The sequence below is a fragment of the Clostridia bacterium genome, assembly GCA_028698525.1.
In the GTDB taxonomy this organism is placed as follows: domain Bacteria; phylum Bacillota; class Clostridia; order JAQVDB01; family JAQVDB01; genus JAQVDB01.
This window is the reverse complement of the sequence record JAQVDB010000004.1, coordinates 1-19,797: the sequence shown is the minus strand read 5'-3', so window position 1 is coordinate 19,797 and position 19,797 is coordinate 1. Positions and strand designations below refer to the sequence as shown.

The window sequence follows — 19,797 nt, the reverse complement described above, 5'->3', positions numbered from 1 at the left end:
CAAGGGGGCAATCTAGTGAAAGCTGAATTTATAAACCCATTTATCGAAGCCAGCACATCTGTATTGAAAAAAGTTTGCGGAGTTGATTCAGAGATTGGAAAGATATATCTTAAAAATTCACTTTATAGAGGCAACCAAATAATAATCATTATAGGCCTTACAGGCAAGTTGAACGGTCAGGTGCAGTTTAATATGGACAAAGAGACTGCAATGAAAATTGCTTCTTCAATGATGGGAGGTATGGAGGTAGAAACTTTGGACCAGATGGCGTTAAGCGCTATTTCTGAATTGGGAAATATGATAATGGGGAACACCAGTACTTTGCTTTATAACAGAGCTATCAATATAGACATAACACCTCCATCAATATTGACCGGTGATAGTATGGAGGTATCCAACAAAATTAATACGTTATGTATTCCTATAAAGCTTGGAGATATAGGTAATATAGAAATTGGAATTGCAGCAGAGGAGAAATAATAAAAAGGCTTTCCCTTAATTTTAAGAGAAAGCCTTTTTATTTGTTTAGAATTCACTATAATAGTATATATGGATTATAAATTATACTGTTATATATAGTGTGATATATTAAGCTATCTCCGTAGGTAGTGTATATATGTTCGGAAAGGTTTAGGTTAAACTATCTAATAGGGGTTTGCTGTATAGTTTATATAACTAAAGAGATAGGAGAGTATGGATTTGGTATATGGTACCGGTATAGATATAATTGAAATAGATAGGATAAAAGAAGCGATTGATAGAAATAGAAAAATTATATCGAGAGTTTTTACTCCTAGTGAGATACGATACTTTGAAGAGAGAAAATATAATATAGATACCATAGCAGGTTATTTTACAGCTAAAGAAGCGGTTTTGAAGGCAGTAGGAACAGGCCTTGCAGGCTTTAAATGGAAGGATATAGAGATATATAAAAATGGTGCAGGTAAACCTTGCATAAGGTTGTTCAATAACTTATATAAGTATTGTAAGGACAAAAAAATAGATGATATTTTAATATCTATTTCGCATAGCAGATATTATGCAGTTGCCCATGCGATTGCTATATACGAGGAGGGGTATAATGAGGGTGGTAACGCCACAGGAGATGTCGGAGATTGATGGGTATACTATAAGGGAGATAGGAATACCTGGAGTTGTATTGATGGAAAATGCAGCCTATCGTGTCACTGATCAAATAATCCGTCATTTAGGTAAACAAAATGGCAGAAATGTAGTCGTATTTGTCGGAACGGGTAATAATGGGGGTGACGGATTTGCAGTTGCCAGACAATTACATAATAAAAAGTTCAATGTGATTGTTTATATTGTAGGTGATGATTCTAAAATTAAGGGAGATGCGTTAGTAAATTATCATATAGTAAAAAAAATAGGAATATTAGTTGAAAAAATTAATACAAATATAACAGAGGATATAATAAAAAATATAATGCGTTCTCATGTAGTAGTAGATGCAATATTAGGAACTGGACTAAAAGGAGAAGTAAGAAGGAATATACAGCAAGTTATAGAGGCAATAAACAAATATAGCAAATATACTATTGCAGTAGATATACCCTCAGGAATTGATGGTGGAACGGGTAGAATATGCGGTACATCCATAAAGGCTGATATTACCGTAACATTCCAACTGCCTAAGATAGGACACCTGGTGTATCCGGGAAGAGACTATACAGGAGAATTGATTATTGCGGATATTGGGATACCACCCCAGGCATTTGAAAATGATGGCGCAAAGCGAGAAATGATAACAAAAGAACATATAAAAAGGTATTTTGGCAAGCGGAGTAATGATACTCACAAAGGAAGCTATGGAAGGGTGCTTGTGATCGGTGGTTCTACAGGAATGACAGGAGCACCGACTATGACAGCACAGGCTGCGTTGAGAAGCGGATGTGGACTGGTGAAAGTAGCGGTAGGGGAATCGTTAGTGGATATTTTGGAGAACAAGCTGACCGAAGGTATGACAGTCCCTCTTAAAGAGCAAAAAAGGGGTGTTCTTTCAATTGAATGCATAAGCCAGCTGAAACCTTTGATAGATCAAAGCGATGCAATTGTATTCGGTCCAGGTATCGGAACAAATGAGGTTAATTACAATATTATTGGTAAAATTATAAGATATTCGGATGTGCCTGTGATAATTGATGCTGATGGCCTTAATGTATTAGCAGGAAACTTGGATTGTTTGAAAAAGGCAAACTGCCCTTTAGTTATCACTCCTCATCCCGGGGAGATGGCAAGATTGAAAGGAGTATCTATCAAAGAGGTTCAAAGCCATAGGCTCAATATTGCAGAAGAGTTGTCCAAAACATATAATGTTATAACAATACTGAAAGGGGCCTCTACTGTAATTGCTTCTCCCGAAGGGAAGCTAGCTATAAATAATACAGGTAACCCTGGAATGTCAACTGCAGGGATGGGAGATGTGCTGGCCGGGATAATTGCATCTTTTATTGCGCAGGGGATACCATTGTATGATGCTTGTTACTCAGGGGTTTTTATACATGGAGTGTCCGGGGATCAAGCTTCAAAAGTTAAAGGAGAATTTGGACTCATTGCTAGTGATGTAATAGGTATGTTGCCTAAAGCAATTTTATGCATTAATGATTAAGGAGTGTGCTTACTGCTTGAACATTAAAAAGTATATTATTATAGTTACCGGTTTATTAATATTTGGGTTGACATCATGCAGTGAGCCTACGCCCCAGGAAATAATGTTGGATGTACAAAAGTATATAAATGATGTGGAAAATTATTATTGTGAAGTTGATGTAATATATAGGAGAAAAGTTAGCGTTGATAGATATAAGATGAAACAGTGGTACTATTTTCCTGATAAATACAGGATAGAAATAATACAGCCGGAAGTGCTTAAAGGTAAATTGACGATATGTGACGGAAACCGGATATTGATATATCATCCTTATATAGATGAAGAATATCTTATAGATTATCAAAGAGGGCATGAAAATGAGAGGCTTTTCTTAGGGAATTTTGCCCAGCATTTTATGGATACTGAACAAGTGGATATGGAGTTGACTGAGTCCAATCAGAGTGAGTACATGGTTTTACGATGTACCATACCGGGACAGGATAAAAACTTTAGCAGCCAGAGATTATGGTTTGATCTGCAAAAGGATGTGCCTAGCAAGTTAGAGATTATTGATAATGAAGATCAGCCTTCTATTACCATAATATATAATCAGATACAGGTAAATATAGAAATGAATGATGAGTTGTTTGATATTAATCATTATAAACTCCAATATGATGAGCCTGTTCAAAAAGATGATATCTCTGTGAGAGAAGCAGAAAGGATTGTCGGATTCGAGATTGCTATACCTAGGTATTTGCCCCAAGGATTTTATATGCAAAGTATTAATTGCATAGCTGGAGTAAATAATAGAAATATTGTCATAATAAATTATGGTAAGGATAGAAAAACATTGTTTAGCATAGTTCAATACAAACAAAATGTATTGCCTGCGATTGCAGTTGATGATGGAAGCAGGTGGGATGTTTTGCATAAGTGGAACTCCAACGGTGTTACAATTGAAGTTAAGTCGGAAAAAGAAATAAATGATTTATCTAAAATAGTTGAATCAATGCGATAAATAATTGACTAATATTTGAAGGATGATATATAATAAGATATATGTTTATATATCTTATTATATTAATGCACCTGATATTATCAATATAGGAGGTGCCGTAATTGGCAGAGTTGAAAAAGATATTAGTAAGTTTGCCTGACAGTTTGCTCAGGGAAGTAGATGAGATAGTAGCGATGGAAAAAAGAAACCGTAGTGAATTTGTGAGAGAAGCTATGAAATTGTATCTGCGTGAAAGGCGAAAGGTTCAGATAAGGGAAAAGATGAAAAAGGGTTACCAAGAGATGTCTAAGATAAATTCTGAATTAGCCGAATCAGATATGGGCATTGACGAAAAGCTATACGAAGCCTACGAAGCGCTATTAGCGGAGTGTGAGTAATATTATGTTAACTAGGAGAGGCGATATTTATTATGCTGATTTGAGCCCTGTTATTGGATCTGAACAAGGTGGGGTAAGGCCTGTGCTGGTTGTTCAGAATGATATTGGAAACAAGTATAGTCCTACCATAATAATTGCAGCTATTACTTCTCAAATAAATAAGGCCAAACTTCCTACCCATATTGAGATCAGTTCTGCAGAATACGGTCTTCCAAAGGACTCTGTTATATTGCTTGAGCAGATAAGGACTATAGATAAAAAGAGACTTAAAGAGAAAATAGGATATTTGAGTTCAGAGATGATGAAGAAAGTGGACGAAGCTATAAGAATAAGCTTTGGACTTATAGATATATGATAAAAGACAGTTTCCTGTCTTTTTTATTTTTAATATTTTTTTATGTTTATGGAATAAATAAGAACATAAGAAAAACATTTATTTAAATAGGGAGAAATACCATGAAAAGATATATAACGGATTATTTTAGACTGATAATAGGCACTATTATAACAGCTCTTTCCTTTAATTTATTTTTGATACCGAACAAAATAGCAGCAGGAGGCGTAGGTGGAATAGGTACTATAATCTATCATATATCCGGTTTTCCTGTAGGGGTTACCATGATTTTATTAAATATTCCTTTGTTTATCATAGGGATTAGAATATTAGGTAAACATTTCGGTATTAAAACTATCATTGCAACGTTACTTCTATCTATTTCAATAGATGTTTTAAAAGTCCCTCCTATTACCGATGATATTTTTCTTTCCTCAATATATGGAGGGATCTTTGTAGGATTAGGTTTGGGTCTGGTGTTTAGAAGCAATGCTACCACCGGAGGTACAGATCTTGCAGCAAGAATAATACATAGATTTGTTCCTTTTTTAAGTATTGGATGGATATTGTTTGTTATTGATTTTTGTATAGTTGTTGCAGCAGGGATAATATTTGATATTTATAGGGCTTTGTATGCCATCATATCCTTGTTTATAAGTACTAAAGCGATAGATTTGGTGTTGGAAGGCTTTAATGATGCAAAGGTATTTATAATAATTTCATCCCAAGGGCAGAAAATAGCTGAGAACATAATAACTAAACTGGATAGGGGAGTGACATCGTTAAAAGGCAAAGGCATGTTTACCGAGGAAGAAAAAGATGTTCTTTTATGTGTAGTAACCAGGATGGAAGTAGGTAAACTTCGTGATGCTATAAGTGAAATTGATGTGTCTGCTTTTGTAACAATCAGCGACGCCAAGGAGGTTATGGGAGAAGGATTTGATAATACTATTTTTTATTAAATTTTTGGTACAGATACAGAATAGGCAGACCGAAGATAGTCAGCACTACTGCTTCGCTGAACGCTATAGATAATGCTGTTCCCCAATACCCATATTTTATGGCTTCCTTAGGTAAAGTAAACAGGAGTATTAAAGGGACACCCATTGCATTGAGGAGTATTGGAGGTACCATCCCGACATATCTGTTCTTTACCTTTGAAGTTAAATATGCAGCTATCAAAGTGATAAGGCTTCCTCCAAATATATCCAGTGGCCCTAATCCACCAAATATGTTGGCCAACATACATCCTATGAAAACCCCGGGTATGGCTGCATTCTCTACCAAGGGAAGAAGAACCAATGCCTCAGATATTCTGAATTGGATGGGACCATATGAAAGTTCTCCTAGTAGAATTGTGAGCACCACATATATGGCTGCGATTATACCAGCTTTCACTATGTAATTAGTTTTCATAATAATCACCCCATAACTTAAAATAGATACATCTATATATTTTAAATTAAACATCAAATATATACAAGCAAAATCTAGAATTTAAACATTATATATCTAATCTTGCTTTACAAAACTATATGTTAACTGTATAATGATAATAATTTAATATTAGAAATCTTGTTTTGCAGGGGAACCGTTATGGTTGAGAAGGTTAAAACCTGACCCTTTGAACCTGATGTAGTTAATACTACCGTAGGGAAGCAAAGAATGTCGATTGCGGTGTCAGATATAAAATGCTTACCTTACGGGTAAGCATTTTTTATATCTAAAAATTAGAGAGGAAGATGGATTATGGATTACACAACTCAAATGGATGCTGCTCGAAAGGGTATAGCAACCAAAGAAATAAAAACGGTGTCTGAAAAGGAGAATATTGATGTACAACACTTGATAAAACTTGTAGCCCAGGGAAAGGTAGCTATACCTGCAAATAAAAACCATAAATCATTGAGCCCTGAAGGGGTGGGGCAAGGTTTAAAAACTAAAATAAATGTGAATCTAGGTGTTTCTAAAGATTGCTGCAGTGTTGAACAGGAATTAAAGAAAGCAGAAAAAGCTATTCAAATGCAGGCAGAGGCTATTATGGATTTAAGTTCTTATGGAAAGACTGAAGAATTTAGAAGGGGATTGATAGAGATGTCTTCTGCCATGATAGGGACTGTGCCGGTGTACGATGCGGTAGGTTTCTATGATAAGGACTTAAAGGATATAACTTCAGATGAATTTATAAGGGTTATTGAAAAACATGCCCAAGACGGGGTGGATTTTATGACCATTCATGCAGGAATAAATAAGGAGACAGCACAGATTTTCAAGAGAAATAAAAGACTTATGAATATTGTTTCAAGAGGTGGCTCCTTGATCTATAGCTGGATGGAGATCAATAATCGGGAAAATCCCTTTTATGAAAGATTCGATGAGATATTAGAGATATGTGCTGAATATGATGTTACTTTGAGCCTGGGGGATGCATGCAGGCCCGGCAGCATTGAAGATTCTACTGATGCAAGTCAGATTAAAGAGCTTATAGTTTTAGGTGAGCTTACCAGAAGGGCATGGAATAAAAATGTACAGATTATCATAGAAGGACCGGGGCATATGCGATTAAATGAAATAGCTGCCAATGTTTTACTGGAGAAAAAGCTGTGCGGAGGAGCTCCCTTTTATGTATTAGGTCCTATAGTTACAGATATAGCACCTGGATACGACCATATAACCAGTGCTATCGGCGGTGCTATTGCGGCAGCAAATGGAGCAGATTTTCTATGTTATGTAACTCCTGCGGAACATTTAAGGCTGCCTACCCTTGAGGATATGACGGAGGGAATAATTGCTACCAAGATCGCAGCACATTCTGGGGATTTAGCTAAAGGGATATACGGATCAGAAAAATGGGATTATCAAATGAGCAGGGCAAGACAGCATTTGGATTGGGATGCTATGTTCTCATTAGCCATTGATCCTGAAAAAGCCAGAAAATATAGGACTGAATCCTTACCCCAAGAAAAGGATTCCTGTACAATGTGCGGAAAAATGTGTGCGGTTAGAAACATGAATAAAGTGATTGGTGGTAAGGATGTTCAAATCAAATGAGTATGTGATGAGAAATATACAAAAGAGGGTGATGGTTTATGAAAAAAGTACTTACTATTGCAGGCTCGGATTCTAGCGGTGGAGCCGGGATCCAGGCTGACTTGAAAACCTTTTCAGCTCATGGAGTATTTGGAATGAGTGTGATAGTTGCGGTAACCGCTCAAAACACTCAAAAAGTAGTGGATGTGCAGGATATAAAGCCGGACATTATCGGAAAACAGATAGACGCTATTTTTCAAGACATTGAAGTTGATGGGGTAAAGATAGGTATGGTATCTCAAATAGACAGCATAAAAGTGATAGCAGATAGATTAAAAAGATACAAACCAAACAATATTGTTCTGGATCCTGTTATGGTGTCCAAGAGCGGATATTCACTGCTCAATCCTCAGGCTACAGATACTTTAATTAAGGAATTATTACCTTTAGCGTGGATTGTAACTCCCAACATTCCAGAGGCAGAGAAGATTATAGATAGAAAAATAAGCACATTGGAACAAATGGAAAGGGCAGCCAAGATCATTCGCCAAATGGGTCCGAAAAATGTACTGGTAAAGGGGGGACATTTATCAGGGGATTCTATAGATGTTTTGTACGATGGTGAAGATGTAATCTATTTAGAACAAAAAAGGGTTAAAACAAAAAATACACACGGCACAGGATGCACCCTTTCTTCAGCCATAGCAGCTAATTTGGCATTGGGAATGGATGTTATGACTGCCGTAAAGAGAGCTAAAGAGTATATCACTGTGGCTATAAAGCATTCTTTAGCAATAGGCAATGGGGCAGGACCTACCAATCATTTTTATGAGCTTTATACAAAAGCGGGTATTCCAACGGAATAAAAACAAAATTTAGAATAGAAGGTGTATTTTAAAATGAATATAAAAAATAAAATATGTAATTTGTTGCAAAATATAAAAGCAAAAAAACCTTTGGTACATCATATTACCAATTATGTCACAGTAAATGATTGTGCAAATGTAGCATTGGCGATAGGCGGTTCCCCTATAATGGCAGATGATATAGGAGAGGTGGAAGATATAGTTGGTCTATCCTCTGCCTTGGTGGTTAATATGGGGACCCTCAATGAGAGAACTATCAAATCTATGCTGACAGCTGGGAAAAAGGCGAATGCATTAGGTGTCCCCGTTATATTTGACCCTGTAGGTGCCGGAGCAAGTGATTTAAGAAACAGGACTGCCCAGATGATGATAAATGAGGTTGAGCTGGCGGTAATTCGGGGTAATATGTCGGAAATAAAATCAATAAGTGGATTAGAGTCAAAGACCAAAGGGGTGGATGTCTCTGAACGGGATATTGTTCAGGCTAAAGATTTAGAGCACGCAAGCAATATTGCGCGGAAACTATCAAATAACTTGAATTGTGTTGTTGCCATAACCGGAGCTACTGATATTATCTCTGATGGTAAAAAAGCGTTTTTTATAGACAATGGTCATCCTATGCTTTCCAGTATAACAGGCACAGGATGCATGTGCACCTCGCTCATAGGTGTATATTCTGCTGTAACCGATGATTATCTTTCTGCTGCTACTGCAGGGGTTTCTTCTATGGGGATAGCTGGAGAGATTGCCTATCACAAGTTAATAAAAAACGAAGAGGGTAGCGGGGGTTTTAGGATAAAGTTGATGGATAGCATATATAGACTTTCGGCAGATGATATAATGAAAAGAGGTAAGATAAATGAAGAATAAAAACAGAGTAGACTATAAACTTTATCTGGTCACTGATAGAAATTTACTAGACAATATCAGCCTAGAGCAAGCTGTGGAACAGGCTATATCAGGAGGGGCAACGCTGGTACAGTTGAGGGAAAAAGATATATCTACCATGGAGTTTTATCATGTTGCCATAAGGATAAAGCAGGTTACTGACAAATATGGTGTGCCTTTAATAATAAATGATAGGCTGGATATTGCATTAGCAGTGGATGCAGCAGGACTTCATGTGGGACAGAGTGATCTGCCGGTATCTATTGCCCGTTCTTTACTGGGACAAGACAAAATTTTGGGAGTATCGGCCACAACATTATCAGAGGCGTTAAAAGCCCAAAAAGAGGGTGCTGATTATATCGGTGCAGGTGCTGTGTTTGCTACCGGCACCAAAAAGGATGCAGGCTATGTGAGCAAGAATGAATTGAAGAATATATGCAGAAAGTTGGATATTCCAGTTGTTGCTATTGGAGGTATAAATGAGTATAATATAGTAGAACTGGATGGCAGCGGTATTCAAGGTGTTGCTGTTGTTTCTGCCATAATGGGGAAACAGGACATAAAAAAGGCAGCACAGCATATTAAGGACAAATTGATATTTATAGAATGAATTGGGAGATAGATTATGATCAAAGAGATTAAAGGGGCAATATTCGATCTTGACGGGACTATCATTGACTCTATGGGAGTATGGGAAAAAGTAGATTTTGATTTTTTAAATAAGAGGAATATTCCTGTGCCGGAGGATGTGAGCAGTATCATTAAAAATATGACTTTTCAAGAGACAGCTGTATATTTCAAACAAAGATTCCAATTACCTGATGATATACAGGATATAATGGACGAGTGGAATCAAATGGCCTATCATGAGTATGCTAACAATGTGAGACTTAAGCCGGGAGCAGGGGAATATCTTTCAATGTTAAAGTCAAAAGGTATTAAAGCTGGGTTGGCTACTAGCAATTGTATGGAGCTTATCCAACCGGTATTGAAAAACAATGATGTCCTTGAGTATTTTGATGTTATCTCTACCATTGATGAGGTGGATAGGGACAAAAATTTTCCGGATATATATATATTAACTGCTAGGCGGCTCCAGCTAAATCCAAAGCATTGTATTGTGTTTGAGGATATTCTTCCCGGAGTACTTAGCGCTAAAAAAGCCGGCATGAAGACAGTCGGAGTCTATGACAGGTATTCCCGACATGAAAAAAAGGATATAAAAAAACATGCGGATTATTTCATCTATGATTTTTGTCAATTATTAGATTAGGAGGGCTTCCTCTTTCAAATATACTCATAAAAATATCATAAAAGCAAAAACTATCATTGAGTAAAATATGAAGGAGGGATAAAAATGAGCCTTATGCCATGGAATCCTTTTAGAGACATGGATAATATCGGCAGAGAAATGAACAATTTATTTGATATACCGTCAAAACTGTTTGGGGGAATTTCTTCCCCTAGGGTGGATGTATATCAAACAGAGAATGATGTGATAATCAAGGCTGAAATACCTGGAGTTTCCAAGGAAGATTTAAACTTATATATTGATGAAAATTCGGTAAAATTTTCGGGACAGACCAAAAGAGAAAATGAGTTTAAGGATGAAAATGCATATAGGATGGAACGATATTACGGTAATTTTTCGAGGACGATACCCCTTCCTGTAGAGGTGAAATCAGAACAGGCCAAGGCTGAATATAAAGACGGCATCTTATCTATTACAGTTCCCAAGGTTGAACCTTCAAAAGCCAAAGCAAGAAAAATTGACATCCAATAAACGTGCCACGGGGACGTTTTAAACGTGCCACGGGGACGTTTCGTTTGACACATAACGGGTGGCATAGGGACGTCTCGTTTGACATAAAAGACACACGATGACATGCCGTGCCCCGTAGCGTGAACTTAAAAAGAAAAGGGACTGGTTGCTTTATTAGTCTGTAAAGCTAGAGGCAATAACCAGTCTCTTTCTTTATTATATTTATTTTGTTTTTAGAGTGTAATATTAGGTGTTAAAATGAGACTAATAAATGAAAGGGGGATTTAGGTGAAGCAAATAGAAAAGTTATATATAGAGTATAAACAAGATGTATATATCTATTTACTGCATCTTACAAATAATCCTATCCTTTCAGAGGATTTATTGCAGGAAACCTTTGTAAAGTGTATTTCGTCCATTGGTAACTTTAAAGGTAACTCTTCAGTTAAAACTTGGCTGTTTAGCATCGCACGGCATTTATGGTTGCAGTCTTTGAGGCGGAAGAAACCTGAGTTGGAGTATAATGATTTGTTGCAGCTGTACGTTCACGATTCTTTAGAGGATAGCGTCATTACAAAACTAAAAGTAGATAGAATTATTTTGCTATTATCGGAGAAAGATGAGTTAACTCAAAAGGTGATTCGCATGCGGGTAATAGGAGCAAGCTACAGTGAAATATCAGATAAAATAGGTATTTCGGAGAATTCTGCCAGAGTTATCAATTTTAGAACAAAAAGATGGCTAAAATCTGTATTAAAAAAGGAGGGGTTGATTTGAAGTGCTCTTGTGATGTAATATTGGACTTGATACCTCTTGTAAAGGATGGTGTAGCCAGCCAGGACAGCAGGGATTTGGTGCTGCATCATGTAGAGATCTGCCAAAGTTGTAAAGAGGAGTTTGAAAATTACAATCCAAATGCTCTGAATAAAATAGATGACCGAAAAATAATATCATCCATAAAAAAGAATATATTTATCATGGGACTGATTTTATTGGCTATTGGTTCTATGATAGGAGTGGCATTATCTAATTCATCTAGCATGTTTTATAATTTTATCATTATGCCTGTTATAGGTGTATTGGGATATTTGATATTGAAAACAAAATGGTATTTTGCGCTTGTTGGAATGTTTGGATTGTCTTATGTATGGCTTGTTACCAGCGGTATTGTGCAGGATGGTTTTGCAATAGAGGTATTTCATTATTCAATCTATTTAAGCGGCATTTATACTTTTGTGGTATTTCTTGGAGTAGTGATCGCTAAATTGTTGGGTTTTGCTTTTAATAAAAACAAAAAAATATTAAGAGCGGCTGCAGGTATAGTAGCTTTCTTACTGATCGGGATTATTTTGTTTGTTACTAACGCATTTGTAGGGAATCCAATCACTGCTAAGATAGCCGATAACGCAATCAAGAGATATGTTGAGAATGAATATCCGTTTTTGAATCTGGAAGTAGAGAAATCCAGATACAACTTCAAAAATATCTCATATGTAGCAAAAGCAAAGTCAAAAACTAATATAGACATTCACTTCAACATATATTATAGAGAAGGTAAGGTGCAAAGAGATGATTATGATAGCTATGTGTTAGGCATGTTCAATACATTGCAGAGACTATCGGAGGAATATTCTAATCTTGCGCGAGCGCTTATTGCAAATAAACTGGGTTTTAAAAACAACTCTACAATGGTCATGTATGATAAGGATGAATATGGGCATGCAGAAGAAATCTTAAAGCTGGGCATGCCCTTTGATAGATCACTACCCCTTAAATCAGAAGTTACAATACGTCTTGACTTACCTGATAATTCTATTGAAAGCATTGCTAAAATTTTGACCAATGCCCATAGAGTCTTTATCGATAATGGTTGCAACTTCAGCAAATACGGATTATATGCAGAAAATAACGATATGCTGATAATGGTGGATAATGTTACTCCCAGAGATATTGAAAGTGGTCAACTTATAAATTTGTTGGAACAGGCAAAAAATGAAGATAATATGGATGGGATCAGTGTTTATATTAAAGAGGGAAATAAATAAAGCGGTATAGCATAAATTTTATCCTGTACCTGGATATTATGGTATGGGATTTTTTTGTATGAGATAGATTAGAAAAGTATCCGATTAATTTAGATAAAAAATGAGAATGTGTAAATATATGGGTGACTTATAAGGGCATATATTATAAAATAATAAGATAGAAATAAATATCATATGGCGGGTGCTTTATTGTGTGGATTGCTAATATTTTAGGCGGATTTACAATGCTTTTCATCGGTTTGATAATCAGGATTACAAAGGCAAGCAGTCTCATTGCAGGATATAATACTATGTCGAAAGAAGAAAAGAAAAAATATGATGAACAAAAATTGACGAAATTTGTAGGCAATTTATTGATTGCCTCAGCAGTAATCCTTTTAATTGGTGGTAGTTTATCTTTGAATGAGGGCATAGCCCAATATGCCATAAGCATATCATGGTTATTATTTACATCGGTTATTATAGGGGGAGTAGTTTATATGAATACCGGAAATCGTTTTAAAAGATAAATATATAATTTTACTTGATTTTAAAAATTCAAGGTTAGGTACGGCTAAATAGATTTTAGGGAGGAATATAATGTGGAGAAAGCAGCAGTGATATACAGATCAAAATACGGTAGTACAAAAAAATATGCAGAATGGATAGCAAAGGAAATAGATTCTGATCTGTTTGAGTGTTCACAGATAAATGCACAAGCTCTATCATCATATAATACAATAATTTACGGAGGGGGTCTTTACGCCAGCGGGATTAATGGGATATCTTTTATTACAAAAAATTTCAAAAAAATAAGAGATAAAAATATCATTGTTTTTACAGTGGGACTTGCTTCTACTGATGATAAAAGCATTTTCCAACCAATTATTGAGAAAAACTTCACATCAGAGATGAGGAGCAATATGAAGTTCTTTCACTTACGAGGGGCAATTGATTACAAAAGATTAAACTTTATACATAAAATTATGATGGCAATGCTCAAGAAAATGATATCTAATAAAAATCCACAAGACTTATCGGATGATGACAAAATGATGTTAGATACATATGGAGATATAGTTGATTTCACTGATATAAAAACTATACAGCCATTAGTAGATTACGTGTCAAGGGGACGTTTCGCTCGACACAGATAGCGATAGATGTTAAATCAAAGTTAGGTGATAAAAATGCCTAGGCAAAGGAGAAAGAGAAGTAAAACCGGGATTTATCATGTTATGTTAAGGGGGATAGACAGATCTAAAATATTTGGAGACGATGAGGATAGAGAAAAATTTATACAAGCTGTTTTTAAGGCAAGACAAAAGAGCCAGTTTTTTATATATGCATACTGTTTAATGTCTAATCACGTACATCTATTAATAAAAGAGAGTGAAGAAATAGGTAAAATTATAAAGAGAATTGCAGTTAGCTATGTGCAATGGTATAACGATAAATATGCGAGAGAGGGGCACTTGTTTCAAAATAGATTTAGAAGTGAGCCTGTAGAAAACGAGCCCTATTTGATTGTAGTAACACGATATATACACCAAAATCCTATAAAAGCAAAGATAACGGATAAAATTGAAGAATATAGATGGAGCAGTTATTACCAATATATACAAAGATATAATGGAAAAAAAGTAGATATTGATACTGATATAGTGGTTGGTTATTTTGAACATAAAAATAGTTTTGAGAAATATATGAATGAGTTAAATGATGATAAGTGTCTCGAATATGAAGAAAAAGAAAAATATTCGGACTATGAATTAAAACGTAAGATAAAAACTAGATATAGAATAGATGCAATGAATAAAATGCCAAAAAGGCAGAGAGATAAATTAATTTATAATATCAAACAGTACACTGGAGCGAGTATAAGGCAACTGAGTAGAGTGTTAGGAATAGGGCGTGGAATTATTCAAAGGGCAGTGAGGAAAACGTGACGAACGAAACGTCCCCGTGACACACAAAAAACGTCCCCGTGACACAAAAAAGATCAAGAGAGAGGTTGGAACCGGGAGCATGTCAGCAAAAAGATTTAAAATGAGGTTGTTTAATAAAAGGTTTGGGATTTGTAGGCTAAATAATGATGAATTAATTCCTGATTGGATACAGAATTGCGATTTTTATTCTATAACAAAAACATGGGATGAACTATCAATTGTATGTCTACAAGACAATATTCCGAGGGATGTAAGGTGCGAAAGAGACTGGAGAGTGTTAAAGATTGAAGGGCCTTTGGAATTTTCATTGATTGGAGTCCTTTCGTCAATCAGTGCAATTCTGGCACAGGAAAAAATAAGCATATTTGTTGTTTCAACGTATGATACAGATTATATTTTGGTTAAAGACCATGAGGTGGAGAATGCTATAGATGCATTGACTGCTGAAAAATATGAGATTATAAATGCATAGAACTATTTTAAATAGCAGTTTGTTGACATAAGTATTGCAGCATACTAGCAGGGTCATCTATTGATGATGTTTTTGCTATTACTGTATTCAGCGTTTTTCTAGGTCTATATAGCAGTTCGCATGTGAATATTGGCATACAAGTGTTGAGTATACCAATATCGATATTGTTGGGCATTATAACCGGTATCATTATTGGAATTATATTGGTGAAAATTTTTAAAACATATCATATACGGGATACTAAAAAGGTTTTACTTATACTTGGTTTATCAGTTTTACTTACTGAGTTAGAAAATTTATTAAAAACAAAAATACAAATAGCATCTCTATTGGGAGTTATGACCATAGGTTTTATCATAGTAGAAAAAATGCCTAATGTAGGAGAACGATTAGCGGTAAAATTTAATAAAATATGGGTTTTTGCAGAGATATTACTATTTGTATTGGTAGGAGCCCAAGTAAATATCAAGGTAGCTATTAATGCAGGAGGAATGGGTATTATAATTATATTAATTGGGTTATTAGGAAGAAGTATAGGAGTTATTATTTCTGTATTGGGCACAGATTTAAATTGGAAGGAAAGATTATTTTGTGTTATTTCTTATATACCAAAGGCTACTGTGCAAGCGGCAATGGGAGCAGTTCCATTATCTCTAGGGGTAGAATCAGGAGACCTTATGTTAGCTGTTGCAGTATTATCAATATTGATTACAGCACCATTAGGGGCAATTGGAATTAATCTTTTTGCACAGAAATTGTTGTGTTCAGAATTAAAATCATGTAAAGATATGGATGATTTTTCACGAAATATAGTATAGAGCGGAAACATATAGAATTGGTATTGCAGCTACATTTTTTTATCCTAATATTTATCCCAATATTTTGGATATTATATATTATCGGATTGCTTGTGGTATCTATTATATTAACAGCTGCAGTAATGAATTTTATGAAGAAATGTGGAGAAAAATTATAGAAATTGACTTATGTAGTTGGGCTAATGTGATCTATCAAGAATAAGATGGAAAGGAGAAAGCTATTATGAGAAGTGAAAAAGAAAAGATGCTGGCAGGAGAATATTATAGCGCAGATGATGAAGAGTTGGTAAAAGAAAGAGAACGGGCAAGAGATTTAACTTTTGAACTCAATCAAACAAGACCCAGTGAAAAAGGGAAAAGACAGAAAATTTTAAAGCGATTGATTGTTTTTAAAGGTACTTTTCATGTTGAATCGCCATTTTATTGTGATTACGGATACAATATAGAAGTTGGGAAAAATTTTTATGCTAATTTTGGATGTGTTATACTTGATGTGAATAAAGTCAAGATTGGAGATAATGTGCTTTTAGCGCCCAATGTTCAAATATATACTGCTGCCCACCCTATTGATGCTACAGAAAGGATTGCTGGTAAGGAATTCGCCAAGCCAATTACTATAGGAGATAATGTCTGGATTGGTGGTGGGGCGATAATATGCCCAGGAGTGGGAATAGGTAGCAATGTAACCATCGGTGCAGGCAGTGTTGTAACTAAAAATATACCTGATAACGTAGTTGCTGCGGGAAATCCTTGTAAAATAATTAAAAAAATTTAATACTCTATTTTTATGTTAGATGGAGGTTATTTATGTGCACAAAAAAAGTGGTGAACTTATGAAAAATGGTTCTATCCGAAAGAGCAAATTCAAAGAGAATATATACATATTTAGGTGTCCTATATGTAAAGCAAAAATTGATATCCGGGATTTAAAAGATATGGTTTGTTTGAATGGGCATTGTTTTAACATAGCTAGAAAAGGGTATGTAAACTTTTTATCAAGACCTGTTAAAACAGAATATGATGAGGAAATGTTCCATTCTAGGAATACAGTGTGTGAAAGCGGTTTTTTCGATCCGATGCTGAATTGTATAAGCGATTTTATAATAGGTGTATCAGAGAAAGACAATGTTAAGGATATAAAAATATTAGATGCAGGGTGTGGACAAGGTTTTCATCTAGGACAAGTTGTAAGCAGATTATATAACAGGACTGATAGCAACGTATTAGGTGCAGGGATTGACATATCTAAAGAAGGGATATTGATGGCGTCTAAAAGCTATTTTGATATTATTTGGTGTGTAGGGGATTTGGCTAGAATTCCCTTTAGGAGCAGACAATTCAGCATTATTTTTAACATTCTTTCCCCTGCTAATTATGGAGAATTTGGTAGAGTCCTAAAGGACGATGGAATACTCATTAAAGTTGTTCCGGGGAGCAATTATCTAAAAGAATTAAGAGACGTATTTTATGATAAATTAAACAAAAATATATATTCAAATAAAAAAGTTATAAGACATTATAGCAAACATTTCAATATATTGGATGTTATACAAGTATCATATAACAAAAAGATAGACAAAAAAGACTTTACACACTTTATAAAGATGACTCCCTTATCGTGGTCAGCTACAGATTCAAAAATAGAACAGGCCTTGAATATGAAAATAAATGATATAACGGCTGATTTTACTGTTATTATAGGTAATAAAGGTTGAACCGGATCTATTTGAAAAACAGCGTAGCAGCTCTGTGCATGGTTTTAGAAATATTATCAGAAAATATATATAAATTTAAAAAAACACTTGCAATATTTATGTAAAGACTGTAAAATAAATGTATAAACGCGCATTCATAAAATATTCAACAGAACATTTCGGATATAGCAAGATACTACTTTCCATAGATTCAGATTGATCAAAACCGGTGATGGGACAAAATAATTGGGGTGGGGACCTTGAAAAAAAAGATAAATGCATCCGACATCGCTAAGATAGCAGGTGTTTCCAGAAGTACTGTATCAAGAGTAATTAATAATTATGGAAACGTTACAGAAGAAACTAGAAAAAAAGTGATAAAGGCAATCCAGGAATATAACTATGTGCCGCATTTCTCTGCTCAGATGTTGGCAGGAAAAACAAGCAAAATAATAGGATTGTTTATTGTGGATACAAAAAAACAAAGCAATAAAATGACAACCAGTTCCTACTTTTCTCCATTTTCTAATGGTGTTATTGATGAGGCTAGCAAAAAAGGTTATAAAGTATTGATTGCTATAATCAACAATCATGATGAGTTTAAAGGAGCTAGTGATCTTTTTGATAACGGAACAATTTCCGGGGGAATATTTATCGGAAGTAACAACAATGAAAAGAAAATCAAGGACATAATTCAGGATGGATACAAAGTAGTGGTGCTAGAGCAAGAGAACGGAATCAGCGAATTTACCAAAGCTATTGTAGTTAATAGCGACAGCTATGGCGGAGCTTATGATGCTACCAAGTATCTCATTCAATTAGGACATAGATCTATAGCCCATATCAGTGGGGATGAAAGGCAATGGACTGCCATATGCAAAATTCAGGGATATCGGAAGGCTTTAGAGGATGCAGGTATTTCTATACAAGAGAGCATGATAGTAAAAGGGAACTATACTGAAGAAAGTGGTTGTGAAGCCACCAAAAAATTATTAAAAAAAGCAAAGCCTACCGCTATTTTTATAGCAAATGATAGTATGGCTTTAGGTGTATATGAAGAAATTCGCAATGCCGGTTTTAAGATACCCGATGACATTTCTGTTATAGGTTTCGATGATATTGAAGTATCTAAATATCTTAACCCATCATTGACAACTGTGCGAGTGCCTTTATTGAAGATGGCATCTATTGCAACAAACAGTCTTATCAAAGCAGTTGATCAAGAAGTCAGTTATTACACATCTTACAATGTACCAGTAGAATTAATAGTTCGTCAATCTTGCAAAAGTTTACTTTAAAATTTAATTCCTAGGTCTTTGTTTTTTTAATTCTATGAACGCGCGTTTACAAATTCTCTTAAAATTTTCACATGAGCATATACGATTTTATGACAAAAATTTAGCATGAGGGTTTACCTTTAAAATAAATAAAAGGAGGAGTGTTTTTTATGAAGTCTTTCAAAAGGATTTTAGCTTCATTTATATGTTTGAGTCTGATGTTTGCATTGTTTACAGCTTGTGGCCAAACAGAAACTACCGATGATGCACAGCAAAGTGAAACAGACCAGCAAATAGATACGGACCAAGCGGAGCAGGAGACTGATCCAGATGAAAGCGACGGAAATAAAGAACTGACAGGTACACTTACTTTTTGGCACTTTAATTCAGATGAAGGTCCTGCATTAGCAAGGGCATTTGAGAAGGCCTATCCCGGCGTTACCGTAAAAGACCAAATTACGGCAGATACGGATGGAAACTATCAGACAAAAGTACAATCAGCTTCAAGGTCAGGAGATTTGCCGGATGTATATGCGGCAGAGAACGCTTTTGTAAAGCGATTTGTTGATATGCCAGGGGGATATCGACCGTTGGATTTTCCTGATGTGGATCAAGTAACATCTAAATTAGTGCCTTATACTTTAGAAATCGGCACCAATTTAAATGGGGAATTA

The 19,797-nt window shown here is 35.3% G+C and carries 24 protein-coding genes, 1 pseudogene and 1 riboswitch; of the genes and pseudogenes, 24 read left to right on the top strand and 1 reads right to left on the bottom strand.

The window, feature by feature from the left end; all coding sequences use genetic code 11:
• Window positions 1-15: 15 nt before the first annotated feature.
• From PHP06_00970 to PHP06_00940, 7 genes are all read left to right on the top strand, one after another.
• Window positions 16-480, top strand: coding sequence for a chemotaxis protein CheX (locus tag PHP06_00970; protein MDD3839131.1), 465 nt, complete (start codon window positions 16-18; stop codon window positions 478-480).
• 213 nt (window positions 481-693) lie between these two features.
• The gene (gene acpS / locus PHP06_00965; GenBank protein MDD3839130.1) at window positions 694-1,119 is read left to right on the top strand and encodes a holo-ACP synthase; all 426 of its coding nucleotides are present in this window, start codon (window positions 694-696) and stop codon (window positions 1,117-1,119) included.
• The gene (locus PHP06_00960) at window positions 1,082-2,629 is read left to right on the top strand and encodes an NAD(P)H-hydrate dehydratase (protein MDD3839129.1); all 1,548 of its coding nucleotides are present in this window, start codon (window positions 1,082-1,084) and stop codon (window positions 2,627-2,629) included. The genes acpS and PHP06_00960 overlap by 38 nt, the downstream gene beginning before the upstream one ends.
• Before the next feature lie 16 nt (window positions 2,630-2,645).
• A complete protein-coding gene (locus tag PHP06_00955) occupies window positions 2,646-3,632 on the top strand; it encodes an outer-membrane lipoprotein carrier protein LolA (GenBank protein MDD3839128.1) in 987 nt (328 codons plus the stop codon).
• A gap of 101 nt (window positions 3,633-3,733) precedes the next feature.
• Window positions 3,734-4,009, top strand: a complete 276-nt coding sequence (locus PHP06_00950) for a ribbon-helix-helix protein, CopG family (GenBank protein MDD3839127.1) — start codon at window positions 3,734-3,736, stop codon at window positions 4,007-4,009.
• Window positions 4,010-4,013: 4 nt separating this feature from the next.
• A complete protein-coding gene (locus PHP06_00945; protein MDD3839126.1) occupies window positions 4,014-4,364 on the top strand; it encodes a type II toxin-antitoxin system PemK/MazF family toxin in 351 nt (116 codons plus the stop codon).
• Window positions 4,365-4,465: 101 nt separating this feature from the next.
• Entirely contained in the window at window positions 4,466-5,305 is an 840-nt protein-coding gene (locus PHP06_00940; protein ID MDD3839125.1) for a YitT family protein, read from the top strand.
• Here PHP06_00940 and PHP06_00935 read toward each other — a convergent pair.
• Complete coding sequence (locus PHP06_00935) at window positions 5,292-5,759, bottom strand: QueT transporter family protein (GenBank protein ID MDD3839124.1); 468 nt, start codon at window positions 5,757-5,759, stop codon at window positions 5,292-5,294. The two genes, PHP06_00940 and PHP06_00935, sit on opposite strands and share 14 nt — an antisense overlap.
• A 158-nt stretch (window positions 5,760-5,917) precedes the next feature.
• Window positions 5,918-6,018, top strand: a riboswitch (TPP riboswitch).
• 74 nt (window positions 6,019-6,092) lie between these two features.
• Between PHP06_00935 and thiC the strand changes: the two genes are divergently transcribed.
• The 17 genes and pseudogenes from thiC to PHP06_00850 all read left to right on the top strand — a co-directional run.
• Window positions 6,093-7,394: a phosphomethylpyrimidine synthase ThiC gene (gene thiC, locus PHP06_00930; protein MDD3839123.1), complete on the top strand. Its 1,302-nt coding sequence runs from the start codon at window positions 6,093-6,095 to the stop codon at window positions 7,392-7,394.
• Window positions 7,395-7,432: 38 nt separating this feature from the next.
• The gene (gene thiD / locus PHP06_00925; protein ID MDD3839122.1) at window positions 7,433-8,239 is read left to right on the top strand and encodes a bifunctional hydroxymethylpyrimidine kinase/phosphomethylpyrimidine kinase; all 807 of its coding nucleotides are present in this window, start codon (window positions 7,433-7,435) and stop codon (window positions 8,237-8,239) included.
• Between the two features lie 33 nt (window positions 8,240-8,272).
• The gene (thiM, locus tag PHP06_00920) at window positions 8,273-9,109 is read left to right on the top strand and encodes a hydroxyethylthiazole kinase (GenBank protein MDD3839121.1); all 837 of its coding nucleotides are present in this window, start codon (window positions 8,273-8,275) and stop codon (window positions 9,107-9,109) included.
• A complete protein-coding gene (gene thiE / locus PHP06_00915) occupies window positions 9,099-9,737 on the top strand; it encodes a thiamine phosphate synthase (GenBank protein ID MDD3839120.1) in 639 nt (212 codons plus the stop codon). The genes thiM and thiE overlap by 11 nt, the downstream gene beginning before the upstream one ends.
• A 15-nt stretch (window positions 9,738-9,752) precedes the next feature.
• The gene (locus PHP06_00910) at window positions 9,753-10,400 is read left to right on the top strand and encodes an HAD family phosphatase (protein MDD3839119.1); all 648 of its coding nucleotides are present in this window, start codon (window positions 9,753-9,755) and stop codon (window positions 10,398-10,400) included.
• 84 nt (window positions 10,401-10,484) lie between these two features.
• On the top strand, window positions 10,485-10,910 hold the full coding sequence (locus tag PHP06_00905; protein ID MDD3839118.1) for an Hsp20/alpha crystallin family protein: 426 nt from the start codon (window positions 10,485-10,487) through the stop codon (window positions 10,908-10,910).
• Window positions 10,911-11,177: 267 nt separating this feature from the next.
• On the top strand, window positions 11,178-11,666 hold the full coding sequence (locus PHP06_00900; protein MDD3839117.1) for an RNA polymerase sigma factor: 489 nt from the start codon (window positions 11,178-11,180) through the stop codon (window positions 11,664-11,666).
• Window positions 11,663-12,934 (top strand): hypothetical protein, encoded by a 1,272-nt coding sequence (locus tag PHP06_00895; GenBank protein ID MDD3839116.1) that lies wholly within the window; start codon window positions 11,663-11,665, stop codon window positions 12,932-12,934. The genes PHP06_00900 and PHP06_00895 overlap by 4 nt, the downstream gene beginning before the upstream one ends.
• 191 nt (window positions 12,935-13,125) lie before the next feature.
• Window positions 13,126-13,443 carry a DUF3784 domain-containing protein gene (locus PHP06_00890; GenBank protein ID MDD3839115.1) on the top strand — a complete coding sequence of 106 codons (318 nt, stop codon included), beginning with the start codon at window positions 13,126-13,128 and terminating at the stop codon, window positions 13,441-13,443.
• 72 nt (window positions 13,444-13,515) lie between these two features.
• Complete coding sequence (locus PHP06_00885) at window positions 13,516-14,070, top strand: flavodoxin domain-containing protein (GenBank protein MDD3839114.1); 555 nt, start codon at window positions 13,516-13,518, stop codon at window positions 14,068-14,070.
• 33 nt (window positions 14,071-14,103) lie between these two features.
• Entirely contained in the window at window positions 14,104-14,862 is a 759-nt protein-coding gene (locus PHP06_00880) for a transposase (protein MDD3839113.1), read from the top strand.
• A 79-nt stretch (window positions 14,863-14,941) separates the two neighbouring features.
• Window positions 14,942-15,334, top strand: a complete 393-nt coding sequence (locus PHP06_00875) for an ACT domain-containing protein (protein MDD3839112.1) — start codon at window positions 14,942-14,944, stop codon at window positions 15,332-15,334.
• A 41-nt stretch (window positions 15,335-15,375) separates the two neighbouring features.
• Window positions 15,376-16,152 (top strand): annotated as a pseudogene (locus tag PHP06_00870) (cation:proton antiporter).
• 223 nt (window positions 16,153-16,375) lie between these two features.
• Window positions 16,376-16,927: a sugar O-acetyltransferase gene (locus PHP06_00865; GenBank protein ID MDD3839111.1), complete on the top strand. Its 552-nt coding sequence runs from the start codon at window positions 16,376-16,378 to the stop codon at window positions 16,925-16,927.
• A 34-nt stretch (window positions 16,928-16,961) separates the two neighbouring features.
• The gene (locus tag PHP06_00860; GenBank protein MDD3839110.1) at window positions 16,962-17,867 is read left to right on the top strand and encodes a methyltransferase domain-containing protein; all 906 of its coding nucleotides are present in this window, start codon (window positions 16,962-16,964) and stop codon (window positions 17,865-17,867) included.
• Between the two features lie 251 nt (window positions 17,868-18,118).
• Window positions 18,119-19,144, top strand: coding sequence for a LacI family DNA-binding transcriptional regulator (locus tag PHP06_00855; protein ID MDD3839109.1), 1,026 nt, complete (start codon window positions 18,119-18,121; stop codon window positions 19,142-19,144).
• A gap of 149 nt (window positions 19,145-19,293) precedes the next feature.
• Window positions 19,294-19,797, top strand: a 504-nt coding sequence (locus PHP06_00850) for an extracellular solute-binding protein (GenBank protein ID MDD3839108.1), incomplete at its 3' end; no start/stop codon positions are given.